We start from the raw sequence: 18518 nt of genomic DNA on the forward strand, positions 1-18518 counted from the left end.
ATCGAGAGCGGCGAGTAGGGCACCGAGGATCCCCTCAAAGCCCACCACCCCGCGGGGCTCTGTCCTCGATCAGCCGGGTCAGGCAGCGCACCAGGGTGGACTTGCCGGAGCCGGAGAGGCCCATCACCACGAAGACCTCGCCGGGTGCCACCTCGAACGAGACGTCCTTGACGCCCACCACGCAGCCGGTCTTGGTCTTGAGGTCGGCACGCGAGAGGTCGGCGTCGGGCGTGCCGATGATCGTGTCCGCGCTCGGACCGAAGATCTTCCAGAGCCCGTCGACCCTCATGGCGGGGCCGTCGCCGGAGGCGCTCGTGGTGGTGGTGCTCGGCGTGGTCATGGTCATGAGGAGACCTCCGTGTTCCGGGCGTCGCCCGGGGGATACAGGGGGAGATCCGCGCCGGAGCGGTACCAGGGCACCTCGGTGGCGGGGAGCGGGGTGTTGCCCAGGATCAGGTCGGCGGCCTTCTCGGCGACCATCATCACGGGGGCGTAGATGTTGCCGTTGGTGACGTAGGGGAAGACGGAGGCGTCGACGGCCCGCAGGCCCTCGACCCCGTGCACCCGCAGCGAGAGCGGGTCGGTGACGGCGTCGTCGCCGACGCCCATCTTGGCCGTGCAGCTCGGGTGCAGGGCGGTCTCGGCGTCCTTGCGCACCCAGTCGAGGATCTCCTCGTCGGTCTCGACCGACGGGCCCGGCGACAGCTCGCCGCCGTTGTACCTCGCGAACGCCGGCTGGTTGAGGATGTTCCGCGCGACCCGGATCGCCTCCACCCACTCGCGACGGTCGGTGTCGGTGGTGAGGTAGTTGAAGAGCATCTTCGGGTGCTGCCTGGGGTCGGTGCTGGCGATCCGCACCCAGCCGCGGGTGTCGGCGTACATCGGACCGACGTGGACCTGGTAGCCGTGGCCCTCGGTGGGCGAGGTGCCGTCGTAGCGGATCGCGATCGGCAGGAAGTGGAACATCAGGTTGGGCCAGCGCACGTCGTCGTTGCTGCGGCAGAAGCCGCCCGACTCGAAGTGGTTGGTGCTCCCGAGCCCCTTGCGCCGGAACAGCCAGTCGAAGGCGATCTTGGGCCGGCGGTGCCAGGCCAGGCCGGGCGCGATCGACACCGGCTCCTTGGAGGAGTACTGGACGTAGACCTCGAGGTGGTCCTGGAGGTTCTCGCCGACGCCGGGCAGGTCGTGCACGACGTCGATGCCGAGCGGTTCGAGCAGGCTGGAGGCGCCGACGCCGGAGAGCTGCAGCAGCTGGGGGGTGTTGATCGCGCCGCCGCACAGGATCACCTCGCGGGCGCGGGCGAAGCGGGGCCGGCCGGCCCGTCGGTACTCGACACCGGTGGCGCGCGTCCCGTCGAAGCGCACCCGGGTGCCGAGCGCGTAGGTCTCGACCGCGAGGTTCTTGCGGTGCATCACCGGGTGGAGGTAGGCGCGCGCCGCCGAGAGCCGGCGGCCGCGCGAGATGTTGCGGTGGAACGGCGCGAAGCCCTCCTGCCGGTAGCCGTTCACGTCGTCGGTCAACGGGTAGCCGGCTTCCTGGCAGGCGGCGAAGAAGGCGTCGATGAGCGGGTTGTCGGCCGGACCCCGCTCCAGCACCAGCGGGCCGTCACCGCCGCGCCAGGGGTCGGCCGCGACCCGCCCGTGCTCGTCGAGCGTGGTCTCCATCCGCTTGAAGTAGGGCAGGCAGTGCAGGTAGTCCCACGTCTCCATGCCGGGGTCGGCCGCCCAGCGCTGGTAGTCCATCGGGTTGCCGCGCTGGAAGATCATGCCGTTGATCGACGACGAGCCGCCGAGCACCTTGCCCCGGGCGTGGTAGACCCGGCGCCCGCCGAGCTCGGGCTCGGGCTCGGTCTCGTACTTCCAGTCGTAGAGCCGGTTGCCGATCGGGAACGGCAGGGCCGCCGGCATGTGGATCAGCGGGTCGATCTTGTAGTCGGAGCGACCGGCCTCGAGCACCAGCACCGTCGTCGAGGGGTCAGCCGAGAGGCGGTTGGCCAGGGCGCAGCCCGCCGAGCCGCCGCCGACGATCACGAAGTCCCAGGTCTGGTCGCTCAATCGAACCACCCCTGCGGCTCGGCCTTGGTGTTGTGCCACAGGTGCTTGGTCTCGCGGTACTCCTCGAGGCCCGCGAGCCCCAGCTCGCGGCCGAAGCCGGACTGCTTGTAGCCGCCCCACTCGGCCTGCGGCAGGTAGGGGTGGTAGTCGTTGATCCACACCGTGCCCATCCGCATCCGGGCGGCGACCCGCTCTGCCTTCGCGGTGTCGGTGGTGACGATGCCGCCGGCGAGGCCGTAGATCGAGTCGTTGGCCAGGCGTACGGCGTCCTCCTCGTCGCGGAAGGTCTCGACGGTGAGCACCGGGCCGAACGACTCGTCCTGCACGCAGCGCATGTCGGTGCGGCAGCCGTCGAGCACGGTCGGGGGGTAGAACCAGCCGTCGGCGAGCTTGCCCTCGGTGGCCCGCGCGCCGCCCACGCGCAGCACGGCGCCCTCGGCGACGCCGTCCTCGACGTACTTCGCGACCTTGGCGAGGTGCTGCTCGGAGATCAGCGCGCCGGTCTCGGCGTCGTCGTCGAAGGGTCCGCCGAGGCGGATCCGGCCCGCGCGCGCCACCACCTCGTCGACGACGGCGTCGTGCACCGACTCCTCGACCAGCAGCCGGGCGCCGGCCGAGCAGACCTGGCCGGAGTGGAGGAAGACCGCCATCAGGACGAGGTCGACGGCGAGTGCAGGGTCGGCGTCCGCGAAGACGACGAGCGGGTTCTTGCCGCCGAGCTCGAGGGCCACCTTCTTCACGGTCTCCGCCGCGGCGACCATGATCCGCTTGCCGGTCACCAGACCGCCGGTGAAGGAGACCAGGTCGACGCGGGGATCGGTGGCCAGCGGCGCCCCGGCGTCGGCGCCGGCGCCGAGCACGAGGTTGCCCACGCCGGCCGGGAGTCCGGCCTCCTCGAGCAGCCGCATCAGGTGGATCGCCGTGTGCGGGGTGAGCTCGCTCGGCTTGAGGACGAAGGTGTTGCCGGCACCGAGGCAGGGAGCGACCTTCCACGACACCTGCAGGAGCGGGTAGTTCCACGGGGTGATCAGGCCGCAGACGCCGACGGGCTCGTGCACGATCCGGCTCTCCACGTCGTCCCGGCCGGTCTCGACGGTGCGCGGCTGCTCGCCCCCGGCGATCAGCTCGCCGTAGTAGCGGAAGACGGAGGTGACGTCGTCGATGTCGTACTCCGCCTCGGCCAGCCGCTTGCCGGTGTCGAGGCTCTCCATGCGGGCGAGGTCGGCGCGGTCGCGCTGGAGGAGGGTGGCCACGCGCAGCAGCAGGTCACCGCGCTCGGCGGCAGTGGTGTGGGGCCAGGGGCCGTGGTCGAAGGCCCGGCGCGCCGCGGCGATGGCGGCCTCGGTGTCCGCGGCCCCGGCCTCGTCGACCGCGGCGACGAGCGTCCCGTCGGCCGGGCACCGGATCTCCCGGCGCGCGCCCTTCTGCGCCGAGACCCATCCCCCATCGATGTAGAGCTCCGCCACGATGACCTCTCCTGTTGCGCATCACGCATCGGGGTGTGTGCCACGCAACATCTGGGACTGAGCATCGGGGAACGCCCACCGCTCGTCAAGGCTCTGTCCGGGCCGTTGTCGAGCCGTGACCCGTGGTCGGTCAGCCGTCGCGCGGGGTCACCGGTGCCCCCAGCCGAGCCGGTGGGAGACCTCGAGGGCGACATGGACGAGCGCGTCGGTCGCGGCGTCGAGCTTGTCGCCGGCGAGGCGGAAGGTCGGGCCGGAGACGCTCATCGAGGCGATCACGTCGCCGTGCGCGTTGCGGATCGGCGCCGCCACCGCGGTCAGGCCGATCTCGAGCTCGTCGGCCGCGACGGCGTACCCCTGCTCGCGGACCTGCGCGAGCTCGCGGCGCAGCCGCTCCTGGCCGGTGATGGTCGCGTCGGTGTAGGCCTCGAGCTGGTCGAGCAGCTCGTCGAGGGCGTGCTCCTCCAGACCGCTGAGCAGCACCTTGCCGTTGGCGGTGGCGTGCAGCGGGATCCGCTGGCCGACCCAGTTGTGCGACTGCAGGGCCGAGGAGCCGGCGACCTGGTCGAGGTAGAGGGCGGCGCGGTCGGCGAGCACGGTGATGTTGACGGTCTCGCCGGTGTCGGCCGCGAGCTTGCGCGCCAGCGGGCGGGCCTCCTGCACGACGTCGAGCCGGGCCGTGGTGGCGCCGGCCAGGCGCAGCAGCCCGACTCCGAGGCGGTACTTGCCGCGGTCGCCGGTCTGCTCGACCAGCCCGTGCGCCTCGAGGGTCGCCACCAGCCGGAACGCCGTCGACTTGTGGACGTCGAGGTCGGCGGCGAGCTCGGTGACCCCCGCCTCCCCCGAACGGGCGAGCTGGCCGAGGATGTGCAGCGCCCGGTCGACCGACTGCACGGTCCCGGTCGCCCCCCCCGGCGGCGCGGCCTCCGCCTCGGCGTTGCTCATGGCGCAACCGTAGCGAGCATCACGCAACAGGGCTAGGCGGAGGCGGGAGGGGGCATTTCGCTGGTCAACCCGCGAATTGGTCGCTGTCGGACCGAGATAACCATCAGAGAGCGGGCATTTTCGTCCGAGAGTCCACCCAGAGTGACAGGTGGTACGACGCCGTCCGCGGTGCGGGCCCGGGCTCAGCGGAAGACGACGGTGCGGTGGCCGTGCCGCAGCACCCGCGACTCCGCGTGCCAGCGCACGGCCCGCGACAGCACCTGGGCCTCGACGTCGCGCCCCGCCGCGACCATCGCCGCCTGGTCGTGGGCGTGGTCGACGCGCAGCACGTCCTGCTCGATGATCGGGCCCTCGTCGAGGTCGGCGGTGACGTAGTGCGCGGTCGCCCCGACCAGCTTCACCCCGCGGTCGAAGGCCTGGTGGTAGGGCTTGGCGCCCTTGAAGCTCGGCAGGAACGAGTGGTGGATGTTGATCGCGCGGCCCTCGAGCCGGCGGCACAGGTCGTCGGAGAGCACCTGCATGTAGCGGGCGAGGACGACGAGGTCGATGCGGTGCTCCTCGACGAGGTCGAGCAGCGCGGCCTCGGCCTGCGGCTTGGTCTCGGGCGTCACCGGGAGGTGCACGAAGGCGCGCCCGTGGTGCCGCGCGAGCGCCTCGGCGTCGGGGTGGTTGGAGACCACGAGCGGGATCTCCACGGGCAGGGTCCCGGTGCTGTGCCGGAAGAGCAGGTCGTTGAGGCAGTGCAGGTGCCGGGAGACCATCACGAGCACCCGCCGCGGCACGGCGGTGTCCCACACGTCGTAGGTCATCGAGAAGCGCTCGGCGACGGGCGCGAAGTCCGCGGCCAGCCCCGCGGCGCTCACCCCGGCGCCGTCGGCGATCGAGACGTCCATGCGCAGCAGGAACCGGCCGCTCTGCGCGTCGCCGTACTGCTGGCTCTCCAGGATGTTGGCACCGCGCTCGACCAGGAAGCCCGTCACCGCGTGCACGATCCCCGGCTGGTCGGGGCAGTCGAGCGTCAGCACGAACCGCGCGTCCGTGGTCGCCATGGGGGGTCCTCCTGCCGGTCCCGCGGACCGGCAGGGCGTCAGTCGCCCAGCTCGGCCCGCCGGCGTACGACGTACTCCTCGAGCTCGGCGCGGATCGCCTCGTCGAGCGGCGGCGGCTCGTACGCCTCGAGCCGCTCGCGGTAGATCTTCCCAGCCCGCTCGGCGGCGTCGGCGCCGCCCCCGCGCATCCAGCGCTCGTAGTTCTCCGACGACGACAGCATCGGGCGGTAGAAGCAGGTCCGGAAGCGCTCCATCGTGTGCATCGCGCCGAGGAAGTGCCCGCCGTGACCCACCTCGACGTGCGCGTCGTACGCCATCGAGGCCTCGTCGATCTCCAGCGGGGTGAACTCGTGCTGCAGCATCTGCAGGATCTCGACGTCGACCACGAACTTCTCGTAGCCCGCGACCAGGCCGCCCTCGAGCCAGCCGGCGGAGTGCATCACCCAGTTCGCGCCCGCCAGGAAGGTCGGCAGCATCGTCATCAGCGCCTCGTAGCCGGCCTGGGCGTCCGGCACCTGCGACGACGTCAGCCCGCCGCCGGTGCGGAACGGCAGCCCGAACGACCGCGCGATCTGGCCGGTGCAGAGCAGGCCGATGCCCGACTCGGGAGTGCCGAACGTCGGGCTGCCCGACTGCATGTCGATGTTGGAGAGGAACGACCCGAAGATCACCGGCGTCCCCGGGCGGATCAGCTGTGAGAGCGCGATGCCGGAGAGCGCCTCGGTGATCTGCTGCACCAGCGCGGCCGGGATGGTCACCGGCGACATCGCGCCCATCAGGATGAACGGCGTGAGCACGACGGGCTGCCCGGCGGCGGAGTACTCGAACTGCGCCTCGAGCATCCGGTCGTCCCAGCGCAGCGGCGAGTTGCAGTTGACGAGCGAGATCGAGCAGGGAGTCTCCTCGATCGCCTCGCGGCCGCCGAAGAGGATCTCGCCCATCCGGATCGTGTCCGCGGCGTTGACGCCGGAGACCACGTTGCCCATGTAGACCTTGTCGGTCAGGGTCTGCAGCGCGTAGGTCATGTCGAGGTGGCGGCTGTCGAGCGGGGTGTCGTTGGGCTCGCAGATCACGCCGCCGGCGGAGTCGAGCGCGTCGAACGACTGCGCGAGCTTGGTGAAGTTGGTGAAGTCCTCCATGGTCGCGTCGCGCCGCACCTCGCCCTGACGCACGAACGGCGGGCCGTAGACCGCGCCGAACGCCATGTGGTCACCGCCGATGTGCACGTTGTGCGCGGGGTTGCGCGCCTGGACGTCGAACTCGCGCGGCGCCTTGGCCACCTGCTCCAGCACGAAGTCGGGGTCGAGGAAGACGGCGTTCCCCTCCACCTTCTGCCCCGCCTCGCGGAACAGCGCGAGCGCCCGGTCGTCCATGAACTCGACGCCGACCTCGGTCATCAGGCGTCGCCAGCCGCGACCGAGGGTCTCCATCGCGTCCTCGGAGAGGATCTCGTAGCGGGGCATGCGGTTGACGAACATCGGCGGGCCCTTCCGGACGGTTCGAGATCGGCGGCAACCCTTGACCGGGTGAGCGCGTCGCCTCATCATGTGGAATCAGGTTCCACATCATGGAACTCCACCCGACGAGAGGTCAAGGACCGTGCCCGACCCCGCAGCCAGCGGCACCCAGGCGGTGGACCGCGCCGCGCTGCTGGTCTCGACGGTCGTGCTGGCGGCGGAGCCGCTGGCCTCCGCCGAGCTCGCCGAGGAGACGGGCCTCCCGCGCTCCACGACCTCGCGGCTGCTGACCGCCCTCGAGCGCACCGAGCTGCTCCAGCGCGACGACTCCGGTTCGTACGTCGCAGGCCCCCTCTTCTGGCTCTACGCCAGCCGCCACGACCCCTGGGCCGAGATCGCGCGGCTCGCGCGCCCGGTCATGGAGGAGATCGGCGAGGAGACCGGCGAGACCGTCAACCTCGGCATGGCCCGCGCCAACCGCGTCGTGCACGTGGCCCAGGTCGACTCCCGCTTCCTGCTCGGCACCCGCGACTGGACCGAGCTCGACGTCCCCCCGCACGCCTCCGCCCTCGGGAAGGTGCTGTACGCCGCGGGCGTGCTGCCGCTGCCCCGCCGCCGGCCCGAGCGGGTCACCGAGCGCACGCTCGCCGACCTCGACGCCCTGCGCCGCGAGCTGGTCGGGGTGCGCGAGCGCGGCTGGGCCGCGACCGTCGACGAGCTCGAGGTCGGCCTCACCGGCGTCGCCGTACCCGTGCACGGCGACCGCGGCGAGGTCGTCGCCGCCCTCGGGGTCTCCGGACCCACCCAACGCCTCGCCGGTCGGCTCGAGCCGACCGGCGCGCTGCTGGCCGACGCGGCCGGTCAGCTCTCGGACCTGCTGGGCGGGTCGCCCCGGACCCGCCCCGAGACCACCCGCAAGGAGGGTGTGGCATGACTCCTGAGGAGATCCTCCAGGGCCTCTACGACGAGACGCTCATCGGCAACGCGCCGCGCGTGCTCGAGCTGACCAACGAGGCCCTCGGCATGTCGATGGAGCCGCAGTCGCTGCTCTTCGACGCGCTGATCCCGTCGCTCGAGGAGGTCGGAGCGCGCTTCGAGCGCGGAGACTTCTTCGTGCCCGAGATGCTGATCGCCGGCCGCGCCATGGCCGGGGCGATGGAGGTGCTGCGGCCCCTGCTCGCCGACACCGGCGTCGAGACGGTCGGCAAGTTCCTCATGGGCACGGTCAAGGGCGACGTCCACGACATCGGCAAGAACCTCGTCAACATCATGCTCGAGGGCGCCGGCTTCGAGGTGATCGACCTCGGCGTGCAGGTGGCGCCGGAGAAGTTCATCGCCGCGATCGAGGAGCACCAGCCCGACATCGTGGGCATGTCGGCGTTCCTCACCACGACGATGCCGATGTTCAAGGCCAACATCAACGCGCTCGAGAAGGCCGGCCTGCGCAACGAGGTGATCGTCATGGTGGGCGGCGCCCCCGTGACCCAGGAGTACGCCGACGCGGTCGGCGCCGACGGCTACGCGGCGGACGCCTCGGCCACCGTCCGCAAGGCCAAGGACCTCCTCGAGCAGCGCCGTTCGCTGGTGTCGGCATGAGCGCCGAGAACGTGCACTTCGAGACCCGGATCCGCTCCGCGAGCCAGGAGGTCGTGATCGGCCGCGGCCACCGCTTCTGCCTGATCGGCGAGCGGATCAACCCGACCGGACGCCGCATCTTCCAGGAGCAGCTGCGCGCCGGCGACCTCTCGGCGATCGACCGCGACGTGGCCGCCCAGGTGACGGGCGGCGCCGACGTGCTCGACGTCAACATGGGCGTGCCGCTCACCGACGAGGCCGACCTGCTGGCCAAGGCGATCATCAAGATCCAGTCGCTGACCGACAAGCCGATCTGCATCGACTCCTCGGTCGTCGAGGCCCTCGAGGCCGGTCTCTCGGCGTACCAGGGCCGGGCGCTCGTCAACTCCATCACCGCCGAGGACGAGCGGATGGAGCAGATCCTCCCGCTGGTCAAGAAGTACGACGCCGCGGTGATCGCGCTGCCGAACGACGTGGACGAGATCCCGATGGAACCGGAGAAGCGGCTGGCGCTCGTGCAGAAGATCATCGACGTCGCCACGACGGAGTACGGCATCGCGATGCACGACATCGTGATCGACCCCCTCGCGATGCCGATCGGTGCCGACACCGCCAGCGGCGTCGCGACCTTCGAGACGATGCGCCGGATCCGCGACGAGCACGGGCTCAACATGACCTGCGGCGCCTCCAACGTCTCCTTCGGCATGCCGGGGCGGCACTCGCTCAACGCCACCTGGCTGCCGATGGCCATGATGTGCGGCCTGACCAGCGCGATCATGGACACCCGCACCCCGCAGATCGTGGAGGCCGTCAAGGCCGCCGACGTCTTCCTCGACCACGACGACTGGGGCATGGAGTGGATCGGCCGTTCCCGCGCCGCCAAGGCCGCCGCGGACGCTGCCGCCGCTCCGGCCGGGGGCGCGTGACGGACATCCCCGAGCCGCGCTTCTCGCTGGACGAGGTCCGGCGAGAGGGGCTGCTGCAGCCGCCGGCCACGGCCCGGACCCCGCACGACGGGACCGGCCGGGTCGACCTGGCGTTCACGGTCGCCGACGCACCCGGCAAGGAGCCCACCCAGCGCGGCGTCCGGGTGCCGCCCGGGGTGACGGTCTTCGACGCCGCGTCGTGGAACGGGATCGCGATCGACTCCACCTGCGGTGGCCACGGCACCTGCCGCAAGTGCAAGGTGCGCGTGGAGGGCGGCCGCGTCCCGCTCACCCAGCACGACGTGCGCACCTTCTCGGAGAAGGAGCTCGCCGACGGCTGGCGCCTGGCCTGCCTGGTGCGGGCGACCCACGACCTGCACGTCGACGTACCGCCGCTGACGACCCGGCCCAAGGCCGCGACCGTCGGCGTCGGGCGGCAGGTGATACTGCGGCCCGCCGTGCAGAAGCGGTACGTCGAGCTCGCCGAGCCCACGCTGTCCGACCAGCGCACCGACCTCGAGCGGCTGCTCGCGGCGATCGACGACCTCGAGCTGACCTGTGACCTCGCGGTGCTGCGGCGGCTGCCGAAGGTGATGCGCGAGGCGGACTTCAAGGTGACCGCGGTCGTCGTCGACGAGGAGCTCGTCGAGGTCGAGGCGGGCGACACCTCGGCGGTGCGGCACGCGATCGCCTTCGACCTCGGCACCACGACCGTGGTCGCGACGCTGCTCGACCTCGACACCGGGACGCCGCTCGCGGTGGCCTCGATGCTCAACCGGCAGCAGCCCTTCGGTGGCGACGTGATCACGCGGATCAGCGCCACGATGATGGACCCCGACGCGCTCGGGCGGCTCCAGGAGGCCGCGGCCGCGACGCTGCGCGAGCTCGCCGACCAGGTCTGCGCGGAGGCGGAGGTCGACCCCGCCCACGTCTACGAGGTGGCGCTGGCCGGCAACGCGACGATGACCGCGCTGGCGCTGGGGATCGACCCCGAGCCGCTGGGCGTGGCGCCGTTCGTGATGACGACGGCCTCGCCGCCGACCGCGCTGGCCTCCGACCTCGGCCTGGCCCTGCACCCCCGGGCCCGGGCCACCATCTTCCCCTCGCTCGGCGCCTACGTCGGCGGCGACATCGTGGCCGGGATGCTGGCCACCGGCATGGACCGCGACAAGCGGGTCCGGCTGTTCGTGGACGTCGGCACCAACTGCGAGATCGTGCTCAGCGACGGCGACACCCTGCTGGCCACCGCGGCGCCGGCGGGCCCGGCGTTCGAGGGTGGCGCGATCCGGTGCGGCATGCGCGCGGCCGACGGCGCGATCGAGACCGTGCGCCTCGAGCCCGACCTGCTGGCCGAGCACGCGCCGGTGACCCTCGGCGTCATCGGCGACGTCGAGCCGCGCGGCCTGTGCGGCTCGGGGCTGGTCGACGCCGTGGCCGAGCTGGTCAAGGTCGGCCTGGTCGACGCCAGCGGCCGCTACGTCCCCGACGCCGACGCGCCCGGCATCGCGCCGGCCCTCGCCGACCGGCTGACCAAGGTCGGCGACGAGCGGGTCTTCGTGCTCCACCGCCCGGACGCGGACGCCGACCCGGCCGAGTGCGTCTACCTCTCCCAGCGAGACATCCGCGAGCTCCAGTTCGCCAAGGCCGCGATCTCCACCGGCTGGACGCTGCTCATGGAGCAGCTCGACCTGCGCGCCGAGGACGTCCAGCAGGTGCTGCTCGCGGGCTCCTTCGGCTCCTACCTCTCCCCCGCCTCGGCGATCCGGATCGGCCTGGTGCCGACCCTGCCCGTGCTGCGAATCGTCTCCGCGGGCAACGTCGCCGGCGAGGGGGCGAAGATGGCCCTGCTCTCCATGCGCGAGCGCGAGGGCGCCCGGGCGCTGCTGGAGGAGGTGACCTATGTCGAGCTCTCCGACCGCCCCGACTTCAACGACCGCTTCGTCGAGCAGCTCGCCTTCTGAGGGCGGCGAATTTCCGGTAGTCCCCGACGAGATGGCCGGGTTACCGGCCAGTAAGGGGGCCAACTCGTCGGGGACTACCGCCAATTCGGTGGCCCTGATCGCGTGCGGGGCGATCGCGCAGCCGGCGGCACGGGCGGTGGCACGGCACGGGTGGCCGGTCGACGTGCACCCGCTGCCGCCGCTGCTGCACAACGCTCCCCGCAAGATCTCGGGAGAGGTCCGGGCGCTGGCCGAGCGGCTGCGCCCGTCCTACGACGCGGTCGTGGTGGGGTACGCCGACTGCGGGACCTACGGCGCCCTCGACGACGTGTGCGAGGAGCTCGGGCTGGCCCGGCTGCCGGGCCTGCACTGCTACGACCTGTACGCCGGGCCGGACCGGCTCGAGCAGATGCTCGCCGAGCAACCCGGCACCTACCTCTTCACCGACTTCCTGGTCCGCTCGTTCGCGCGCACCGTCGTGCAGGAGCTCGGGCTCGACCGCTACCCCGAGCTGCGCGACGACTACTTCGGCTCCTACACCCGCGTGGTGTGGCTGGCGCAGGAGCCCGACGACGAGCTGCGCGCGCTCGCCGAGGAGGCTGCGACCGCGATCGGCCTGCCGCTCGAGGTCGTCGCGACCGGTCAGTCGGGCCTCGAGCGCGCGCTCGCCGACCTGGTCACCTGACCAGGCGCGCCACGCGTCCGGCGCTGCCCGCGGCCCAGCACGACCCGTCGGGCGTGCAGTCGACGGTGTGGAAGCCCGCGCCGAAAGCCGTCCAGGTGCGCCCCCCGTCGGTGCTGAGGTGGCTGGCGCCGACGCCGCCGTACTCCCCGACCGCGACGAGCGTGTGCGGCCGCCCCGAGACGTACGCCGCGTCCTCGCCCAGGGTGGTGAGGTCGCCACCACCGACCCAGGTGCGCCCGTGCCGGGTGGTCGCCACGGCGTCCTCGCCGTTGCCGGGCTCGAGGAAGTCACCGCCCACCGCGACGCCGCGGAAGGGCGTCTTGAACGCGAGGCCGAAGACGCCGCCGCCGTCGCCGGCCGCGATGCCGGAGTCGGCGGCGGTCCAGGTGAGGCCGCGGTCGGCGGAGTGGAAGACGCGCGCCTGCGCGCCGCCGGAGCCGAAGTAGGCCTGCTGCCCGCGGATCACGAGGCAGTCACCGCTGGCGGAGAAGTTGAACTCGCCCGTGGAGTCGGGCATCCCGTCGGTCGGGAGCTCGTGCCACGACCGGCCGAAGTCGTCGGTGGCGATGATCCGGAAGGCGTCACCGACGGCGTCGCTGACCGCGAGCCCGCGCCGGCCGCCGGGGTAGAAGTCCATGCAGTTGTAGAACGCGTCGGGGTTGCCGTTGCGGAAGGTCTCTGCCCAGCTCTGCCCACCGTCGGTGGTGCGGTAGATCCGGGAGGTGTCGCCGGGCCCGATCGCCAGCACCGAGGCGGTCGAGGCCGACCGGGCCTCGACGTCGCGGAACAACAGCCCGGTGACGCCAGTCGGACCGACCTCGCCCCAGGTGGCGCCGCCGTCGGTGGTGCGCCACACGCTGGGGTCGCCGCCGTCCACGCTCTCGCCCGCCACCCACGCGGTGTCGCCGTCGACCGCGTCGAGCCCGCGGAAGCTCTGGCCGGGGTCGAGCACCCTCTCGTCCCACGACGGCGTCGGAGCCGCACCGGCGTCGGACGGCGGGGCGAGCAGGAAGGGCAGGCAGGCGGTGGCGGCCGCGACGGCCGCGGTACCGAGACGGAGTCGCATGACCGCACCTTCCCGCGCCGGGGCGCGGCTGTCCAGAGGCTGGGCGGCCTCAGCCCTCGAGGCGCTGCAGCCAGTCGCGCCGCCAGGCCTCGGTCTCCTCGACCTGGTTGAAGGTGTAGACGTGCAGGCCCTCGACCAGCGCGCCCGGTGCACCCAGCGTGGGCGCGCACTGCTCGAGGAACCGCTCGCCGGTGAAGCCGCCCGGCGCGACGAGGCGCGTCATCATCCCCTTCTGCTTGGACAGGAAGCGCGTCGAGTCGCCCACGCCGATCCGGGTCGCCATGGTCAGCAGCTTGGCACGGTCCACCGGGCCCGGGAGGCCCAGCAGCAGCGGCAGCGTGACGCCGCGGTGACGCAGCCGCTCGAGCCACCTGCGCATCACCTTGGGGTCGAAGGTCAGGTTGCTGACCACGTGGGTGGCGTGCCGGCGCTTGTCCCACATCGACTGCACGGTCAGGTCGTCGTGGATGGTGGGGTGCGACTCCGGGTAGCCGGCGATGCCGACGTGGGGGAACGGGCTGCCCATCGCGGCGAGGTCCTCCAGCAGCGCCAGCGCGTCGGGGTAGCCCTCGTCGGAGGGCTCCGCGTCACCGCCTGGCACGAAGATGCTGTCGATCCCCGCCGCCTGCAGCCGGGCCACCACCTCGACCAGCTCGCCCTTGCCGTGGACCATCCGCGCGGCGAGGTGGGGGACGACGGCGTAACCCTCCGCGGTGAGACGCTCGGCCATCGCCAGGGTCTGCTCGAGGCCCTTGCTCGGGGAGGCGGTCACCGTCACCGGGACGTCGCGCGGCACCGCCGCGAGCACCTTCTCCTCGATGGTGGGCGTGGGCAGCACCTCGTAGCGGGCGTGGGCCAGCAGCCGCCGGACCGTCTCGCGGTCGTGCGCCGCCTTCTCGCGCCCCCAGAGCCTTCCAGTGTTGCGCATCGTGCACCCTGTTCCCTCATGCGCATCAGACAGGCGTCAGCATAGGGCGAGCCGGGGCCGGCGGGAAGGGCCTCGTCGTCAGGCGTTCTCCTTGCGGAAGGTGGCCGTGCCCCACCACACCGCCAGCAGGAAGAGGAGGCCGGCCCAGAGGGTGCCCCACAGCACCGCCGAGGTGGCGAGCTCACCGGCGAAGCTGTCGCGCACGCCGTCGACGATCCAACGGAAGGGCATGAAGTCGCTGGTCGACTGCAGCCACGCCGGCCCCAGGGTCATCGGCAGCAGGATCCCGCTCAGCAGCAGCACCGGCATCATCACCATGTTGATCACCGGCGCCATCACGTCCTCGCTCTTGGTGGTCAGCGCCAGCGCGTTGGAGGCGGCCGCGCAGGCCCCGCCCACGAGCAGCGTGAGCAGGATGCCCAGGGCCACCCCGGCCGGCGACCCGCGCAGGCCCATCAGGTAGCCGAGGCCGACCAGGATCAGCGCCTGCACCAAGAGCTGCAGCAGGTCGCGCGCGAGCCGTCCGGCCAGCAGCGCGGTACGGCTGGCCGGGGTGACGCGCTCGGCCTCGACGACGCCCTCGCGCCACTCGGCGATCAGGCCGAAGCCCGCGAAGAACGCGCCGAACATGCCCAGCTGCACCAGGAGGCCGGGCACCAGGAACGTGTAGGGGTTGTCGCTGGCCCCGGGGAAGGAGGAGACGATCGGCTCGAGCAGCGGGCCGAAGAGCACGAGGTAGAGCACCGGCTGCAGCGCGCCGATCACGACCCAGGCCGGGTTGCGCAGGTTCATCCGGATCTGGCGGCGGAAGATGATCGAGCTCTCGCGCAGGAAGCTGCCGGGCCCCCGTCCGGTGGTCGCCGGCGCCGGCGTCGTGCGGGTGGTGGTGCTGGTCGCGGTCATCGGCGGGCCCCCTCGAGCTCGTGGTCGGTGGCGTCGGCCGGGCCGTCGGCGGACGCCTCGGGCTGGCCGCTCTCGGCGTCGCGCAGCGACCGGCCGGTCAGGGTCAGGAAGACGTCGTCGAGGGTCGGCCGCAGCACCTCGATCGAGTCGAGCGCGACGCCGGCGGCGCCGAGGTCACCGAGCAGCCCGGGTACGGCGCGCCCGGCGCGCTGCACGCGGCCCCGGACGTGACGCCGGTCGACCTCCACCTGGCCGGGTGCGCCGATCAGCGTGCTGAGCCGCTCGGCCGCCACCCGCACGTCGTCGTCGGTGGCGACCTCGAGGTCGACGAGGTCACCGGCGACCTGCGCCTTGAGGTTGTCGGCGGTGTCGGAGGCGACGATCCGGCCCTGGTCGATGATCACGATCCGGTCGCTCAGCGCATCGGCCTCGTCGAGGTAGTGGGTGGTGAGGAAGACCGTGGCGCCGCGTTCGCTGCGCAGACCGGCGATGTGTTCCCACAGGTTGGCCCGCGCCTGCGGGTCGAGGCCGGTGGTCGGCTCGTCGAGGAACATCAGCGTCGGGTCGTGCACCAGGCTCATCGCGATGTCGAGACGGCGCTTCTGGCCGCCCGACATCGCCCGCGGCATCCGGGTCCAGAGCCCGTGCAGCTGCAGCTGCTCGAAGAGCTCCTGTCCCCGCGTGGTCGCCTGCTGCCGGCTCAGGCCGTAGAGCATCCCGTGGTCGACGACCTCGTCACCGGCACGTGCACCGCTGAAGGCGCCGCCCGTCTGCGAGACGTAGCCGATGCGGCGCCGCACCTCGACGGAATCAGCGACCACGTCGTACCCCGCGACGCGGGCGGTGCCCTCCGTCGGGCGGAGCAGCGTGGTCAGCATCCGCAGCGTCGTGGTCTTGCCGGCGCCGTTGGGGCCGAGGAACCCGACCACCTCGCCCTCGGCCACGTCGAGGTCGACGCCGTCGACGGCGCGGACCTCACGCTTCTTCTTCCCCTGCCCGGTGTGGAAGGTCTGGACGAGCCCTCGAGCCTCGATCATGCGTGTCCCCTCGTCGACGTCGATCGGTCACCAGTCCTACCGACCGCCACCGACACCCGGACTCATCGCTGCCCGCCGGCAACGGTGCGAGGTCAGTGCTGGGGACCGGCGATCGCCGCGGCAACCGCCTTGGGCACGTCGGGGTGGAAGACCGTCGGGATGATGAAGTTGGGGTTGAGCTCGTCGTCGGTGACCACGAGCGCGATCGCCTCGGCGGCGCGCAGCAGCATGTCGGTGGTGACGTGGTGGGCGCGCGCGTCGAGCAGGCCACGGAAGACACCGGGGAAGGCGAGCACGTTGTTGATCTGGTTGGGGTAGTCGGACCGCCCGCTCGCCACCACCGCGGCGTACTTGTCGGCCTCGGCCGGGTCGACCTCGGGGTCGGGGTTCGCCAGCGCGAAGACCACCGGGTCGGCCGCCATGTCACGGATCCACTCCGCCTCGAGCACGCCCGGTGCACTCACCCCGACGAAGACGTCGGCGCCCTCGAGCACGTCGTGCAGCGAGCCGGTGACGCGGCGGGGGTTGGTGGCAGCGGCCAGGTCGCGGTGGGCGGGCGAGAGGTCGTCGTCGTCCGCGCAGAGCGCGCCCTCGCGGTCGACCACGACGACGTCGACGGCGCCGGCCGCGAGCAGCAGCCCGACGATCGCCGTCCCGGCGGCCCCGCCTCCCGAGACCACGATCCGCACGTCGGCCAGGCGCTTGTGCACGCAGCGCAGCGCGTTGGTGAGCGCGGCGAGCACGACGATCGCGGTGCCGTGCTGGTCGTCGTGGAAGACCGGGATGTCGAGCGACTCGCGCAGCCGGCGCTCGACCTCGAAGCAGCGCGGCGCCGCGATGTCCTCGAGGTTGATGCCGCCGAACCCCGGCGCGATCATCTCGACCGCGCGCACGATCTCGTCGGTGTCCTGGCTGGCCAGGCAGATCGGCCACGCGTCGATGTCGGCGAACCGCTTGAACAGCGCCGCCTTGCCCTCCATCACGGGGAGCGCGGCGCCGGGGCCGATGTTGCCGAGCCCGAGCACCGCCGAGCCGTCGGTGACCACGGCGACCGAGTTGCCCTTGACCGTCAGCCGCCGTACGTCGTCGGGGTTCTCAGCCAGCGCCATGCTGACCCGGCCCACGCCCGGCGTGTAGGCCATGGACAGGTCGTCGCGGGTCTTGAGCGGCACCCGTGACGCCACCTCGATCTTGCCGCCGATGTGCAGCAGGAAGGTGCGGTCGCTGAGCTTGTGCACCTCGACGTCGTCCACGGTCTCCACGGCCTGCGCCAGCACCTGCGCGTGGTCGGCGTCGCTGGCCGAGCAGGTCACGTCGACGACGAGGCGCTCGTGGCTCGACTCCGCCACGTCGATGCCCGTGACGATGCCCCCGGCCTCGGAGATCGCCGTGGCGACCGCACCGACGACGCCGTGGTCGGGCGCGGTGTGCAGCCGCATCGTGATCGAGTACGACGAGGTGGTGGCGGCCATGTCGTCCAGCCTCGCGCCCCCCGTCGGTTACCGGCAAGTCGGGCCGAACCGTCACTCGGATCCGTCGAACCGTCAGTTGGTGCGCACGAACTGACGGCTCGCGCGATCTGAGTGACGGTTCGACCGTGTGGGTAGGTTCTCGACATGGCCGTGACCATCGAGGACCGACCCGACGACGACCGCTACGAGGCCCGGGTCGACGGTGACCTCGCCGGGATCCTGACCTACCACCGCCACGGCAGGCGCATCGCGCTCGTACACACCGAGGTGCCCCAGGCCTGGGAGGGGCAGGGCATCGCGAAGGAGCTCGCGGTGCACGCGCTCGACGCGGCGCGCCGCGACGGGCTCGAGGTGATCCCGTCGTGCCCGTACGTCGCGGAGTACGTGCGCCGCCACCCCGACCGGTACGCCGACCTGGTGCCGGAGTCCCGCCGGGCCGAGTTCGGGCTGTGACCTAGGAGGCGAGTGCCTTCTCGATGTCGTCGGCGATGGCCGACGGCTCGGTGCTCGGGCCGTAGCGCGCCACGACCCGGCCGTCGCGGCCGACGAGGAACTTGGTGAAGTTCCAGTTCACCCGGCCGCCGAGCACCCCCTTCTTCTGCGCGCGCAGCCAGCGGTAGACGGGGTGGGCGTCACGGCCGTTGACGTTCACCTTGGCGAACATCGGGAAGGTGACGCCGTAGTTGCGCTGGCAGGTCGCCGCCATCTCCTCGTCGGCGAGCGGCTCCTGCTTGAACTGGTCGGAGGGGAAGCCGAGCACGGTGAAGCCGCGGTCGGCGTAGTCGTCCTGGAGCCGCTGCAGGCCCGGGAGCTGGCCGGTGAACCCGCACTGGGTCGCGGTGTTGACGACCAGCACGACCTGGCCGTCGTACTCGCCGAGGTCGCGGTCGGTGCCGTCGAGGGCGCGGGCGGAGAAGTCGCCGAGGGTGTTCACACCGGCTCCAACGCTCGGACCCGACCGACCGTTACCCCGGGCCGGTGTGATCTGGTCCTGACCACGACCCCCGGGGGGTTTGG

18 protein-coding genes are annotated in these 18518 nt (G+C 72.1%); 6 read left to right on the forward strand and 12 right to left on the reverse strand.

What is annotated here, in order from left to right:
* Positions 1–34: 34 nt before the first annotated feature.
* The 6 genes from ACFPGP_RS05980 to ACFPGP_RS06005 form a co-directional block, all read right to left on the reverse strand.
* Positions 35–340: an ATP-binding cassette domain-containing protein gene (locus ACFPGP_RS05980; protein ID WP_378588237.1), complete on the reverse strand. Its 306-nt coding sequence runs from the start codon at positions 338–340 to the stop codon at positions 35–37.
* A gap of 2 nt (positions 341–342) precedes the next feature.
* Positions 343–2055: a choline dehydrogenase gene (gene betA / locus ACFPGP_RS05985; RefSeq protein WP_378588239.1), complete on the reverse strand. Its 1713-nt coding sequence runs from the start codon at positions 2053–2055 to the stop codon at positions 343–345.
* Positions 2052–3521 (reverse strand): aldehyde dehydrogenase family protein, encoded by a 1470-nt coding sequence (locus tag ACFPGP_RS05990; protein WP_378588242.1) that lies wholly within the window; start codon positions 3519–3521, stop codon positions 2052–2054. The genes betA and ACFPGP_RS05990 overlap by 4 nt, the downstream gene beginning before the upstream one ends.
* A 147-nt stretch (positions 3522–3668) precedes the next feature.
* Positions 3669–4463: an IclR family transcriptional regulator gene (locus ACFPGP_RS05995; RefSeq protein ID WP_378588245.1), complete on the reverse strand. Its 795-nt coding sequence runs from the start codon at positions 4461–4463 to the stop codon at positions 3669–3671.
* 182 nt (positions 4464–4645) lie between these two features.
* On the reverse strand, positions 4646–5512 hold the full coding sequence (gene purU, locus ACFPGP_RS06000) for a formyltetrahydrofolate deformylase (protein WP_378588248.1): 867 nt from the start codon (positions 5510–5512) through the stop codon (positions 4646–4648).
* Positions 5513–5550: 38 nt separating this feature from the next.
* On the reverse strand, positions 5551–7059 hold the full coding sequence (locus tag ACFPGP_RS06005) for a trimethylamine methyltransferase family protein (protein WP_378588251.1): 1509 nt from the start codon (positions 7057–7059) through the stop codon (positions 5551–5553).
* A gap of 52 nt (positions 7060–7111) precedes the next feature.
* Between ACFPGP_RS06005 and ACFPGP_RS06010 the strand changes: the two genes are divergently transcribed.
* The 5 genes from ACFPGP_RS06010 to ACFPGP_RS06030 all read left to right on the forward strand — a co-directional run bounded on the left by ACFPGP_RS06010 (position 7112) and on the right by ACFPGP_RS06030 (position 12095).
* Entirely contained in the window at positions 7112–7903 is a 792-nt protein-coding gene (locus ACFPGP_RS06010) for an IclR family transcriptional regulator (RefSeq protein WP_378588254.1), read from the forward strand.
* Complete coding sequence (locus ACFPGP_RS06015) at positions 7900–8565, forward strand: corrinoid protein (RefSeq protein ID WP_378588257.1); 666 nt, start codon at positions 7900–7902, stop codon at positions 8563–8565. The genes ACFPGP_RS06010 and ACFPGP_RS06015 overlap by 4 nt, the downstream gene beginning before the upstream one ends.
* Positions 8562–9470 (forward strand): dihydropteroate synthase, encoded by a 909-nt coding sequence (locus ACFPGP_RS06020; RefSeq protein WP_378588260.1) that lies wholly within the window; start codon positions 8562–8564, stop codon positions 9468–9470. Before ACFPGP_RS06015 ends, ACFPGP_RS06020 begins: the two co-directional genes overlap by 4 nt.
* Positions 9467–11431, forward strand: a complete 1965-nt coding sequence (locus ACFPGP_RS06025; protein ID WP_378588263.1) for an ASKHA domain-containing protein — start codon at positions 9467–9469, stop codon at positions 11429–11431. Before ACFPGP_RS06020 ends, ACFPGP_RS06025 begins: the two co-directional genes overlap by 4 nt.
* A gap of 88 nt (positions 11432–11519) precedes the next feature.
* Entirely contained in the window at positions 11520–12095 is a 576-nt protein-coding gene (locus tag ACFPGP_RS06030) for a DUF1638 domain-containing protein (RefSeq protein ID WP_378588266.1), read from the forward strand.
* Here ACFPGP_RS06030 and ACFPGP_RS06035 read toward each other — a convergent pair.
* From ACFPGP_RS06035 to ACFPGP_RS06055, 5 genes are all read right to left on the reverse strand, one after another.
* On the reverse strand, positions 12088–13161 hold the full coding sequence (locus tag ACFPGP_RS06035; RefSeq protein WP_378588269.1) for a WD40/YVTN/BNR-like repeat-containing protein: 1074 nt from the start codon (positions 13159–13161) through the stop codon (positions 12088–12090). The genes ACFPGP_RS06030 and ACFPGP_RS06035 overlap by 8 nt on opposite strands.
* Positions 13162–13210: 49 nt before the next feature.
* Complete coding sequence (locus ACFPGP_RS06040) at positions 13211–14089, reverse strand: methylenetetrahydrofolate reductase (RefSeq protein WP_378588271.1); 879 nt, start codon at positions 14087–14089, stop codon at positions 13211–13213.
* A gap of 78 nt (positions 14090–14167) precedes the next feature.
* Positions 14168–14992: an ABC transporter permease gene (locus ACFPGP_RS06045; protein WP_378588273.1), complete on the reverse strand. Its 825-nt coding sequence runs from the start codon at positions 14990–14992 to the stop codon at positions 14168–14170.
* Positions 14989–16029: an ATP-binding cassette domain-containing protein gene (locus ACFPGP_RS06050; protein WP_378588275.1), complete on the reverse strand. Its 1041-nt coding sequence runs from the start codon at positions 16027–16029 to the stop codon at positions 14989–14991. Before ACFPGP_RS06050 ends, ACFPGP_RS06045 begins: the two co-directional genes overlap by 4 nt.
* Positions 16030–16121: 92 nt before the next feature.
* A complete protein-coding gene (locus ACFPGP_RS06055) occupies positions 16122–17501 on the reverse strand; it encodes an NAD-dependent malic enzyme (protein ID WP_378588277.1) in 1380 nt (459 codons plus the stop codon).
* A 144-nt stretch (positions 17502–17645) separates the two neighbouring features.
* Here ACFPGP_RS06055 and ACFPGP_RS06060 point away from each other — a divergent pair, with 144 nt between their 5' ends.
* Positions 17646–17954 (forward strand): GNAT family N-acetyltransferase, encoded by a 309-nt coding sequence (locus tag ACFPGP_RS06060; protein ID WP_378588280.1) that lies wholly within the window; start codon positions 17646–17648, stop codon positions 17952–17954.
* A 1-nt stretch (position 17955) separates the two neighbouring features.
* Here the strand turns inward: ACFPGP_RS06060 and ACFPGP_RS06065 are convergent, their stop codons facing one another.
* A complete protein-coding gene (locus ACFPGP_RS06065) occupies positions 17956–18435 on the reverse strand; it encodes a glutathione peroxidase (RefSeq protein ID WP_378588283.1) in 480 nt (159 codons plus the stop codon).
* Positions 18436–18518: the final 83 nt, after the last annotated feature.

The sequence above is a fragment of the Nocardioides taihuensis genome (genome assembly GCF_042657275.1).
GTDB lineage: Bacteria > Actinomycetota > Actinomycetes > Propionibacteriales > Nocardioidaceae > Nocardioides > Nocardioides taihuensis.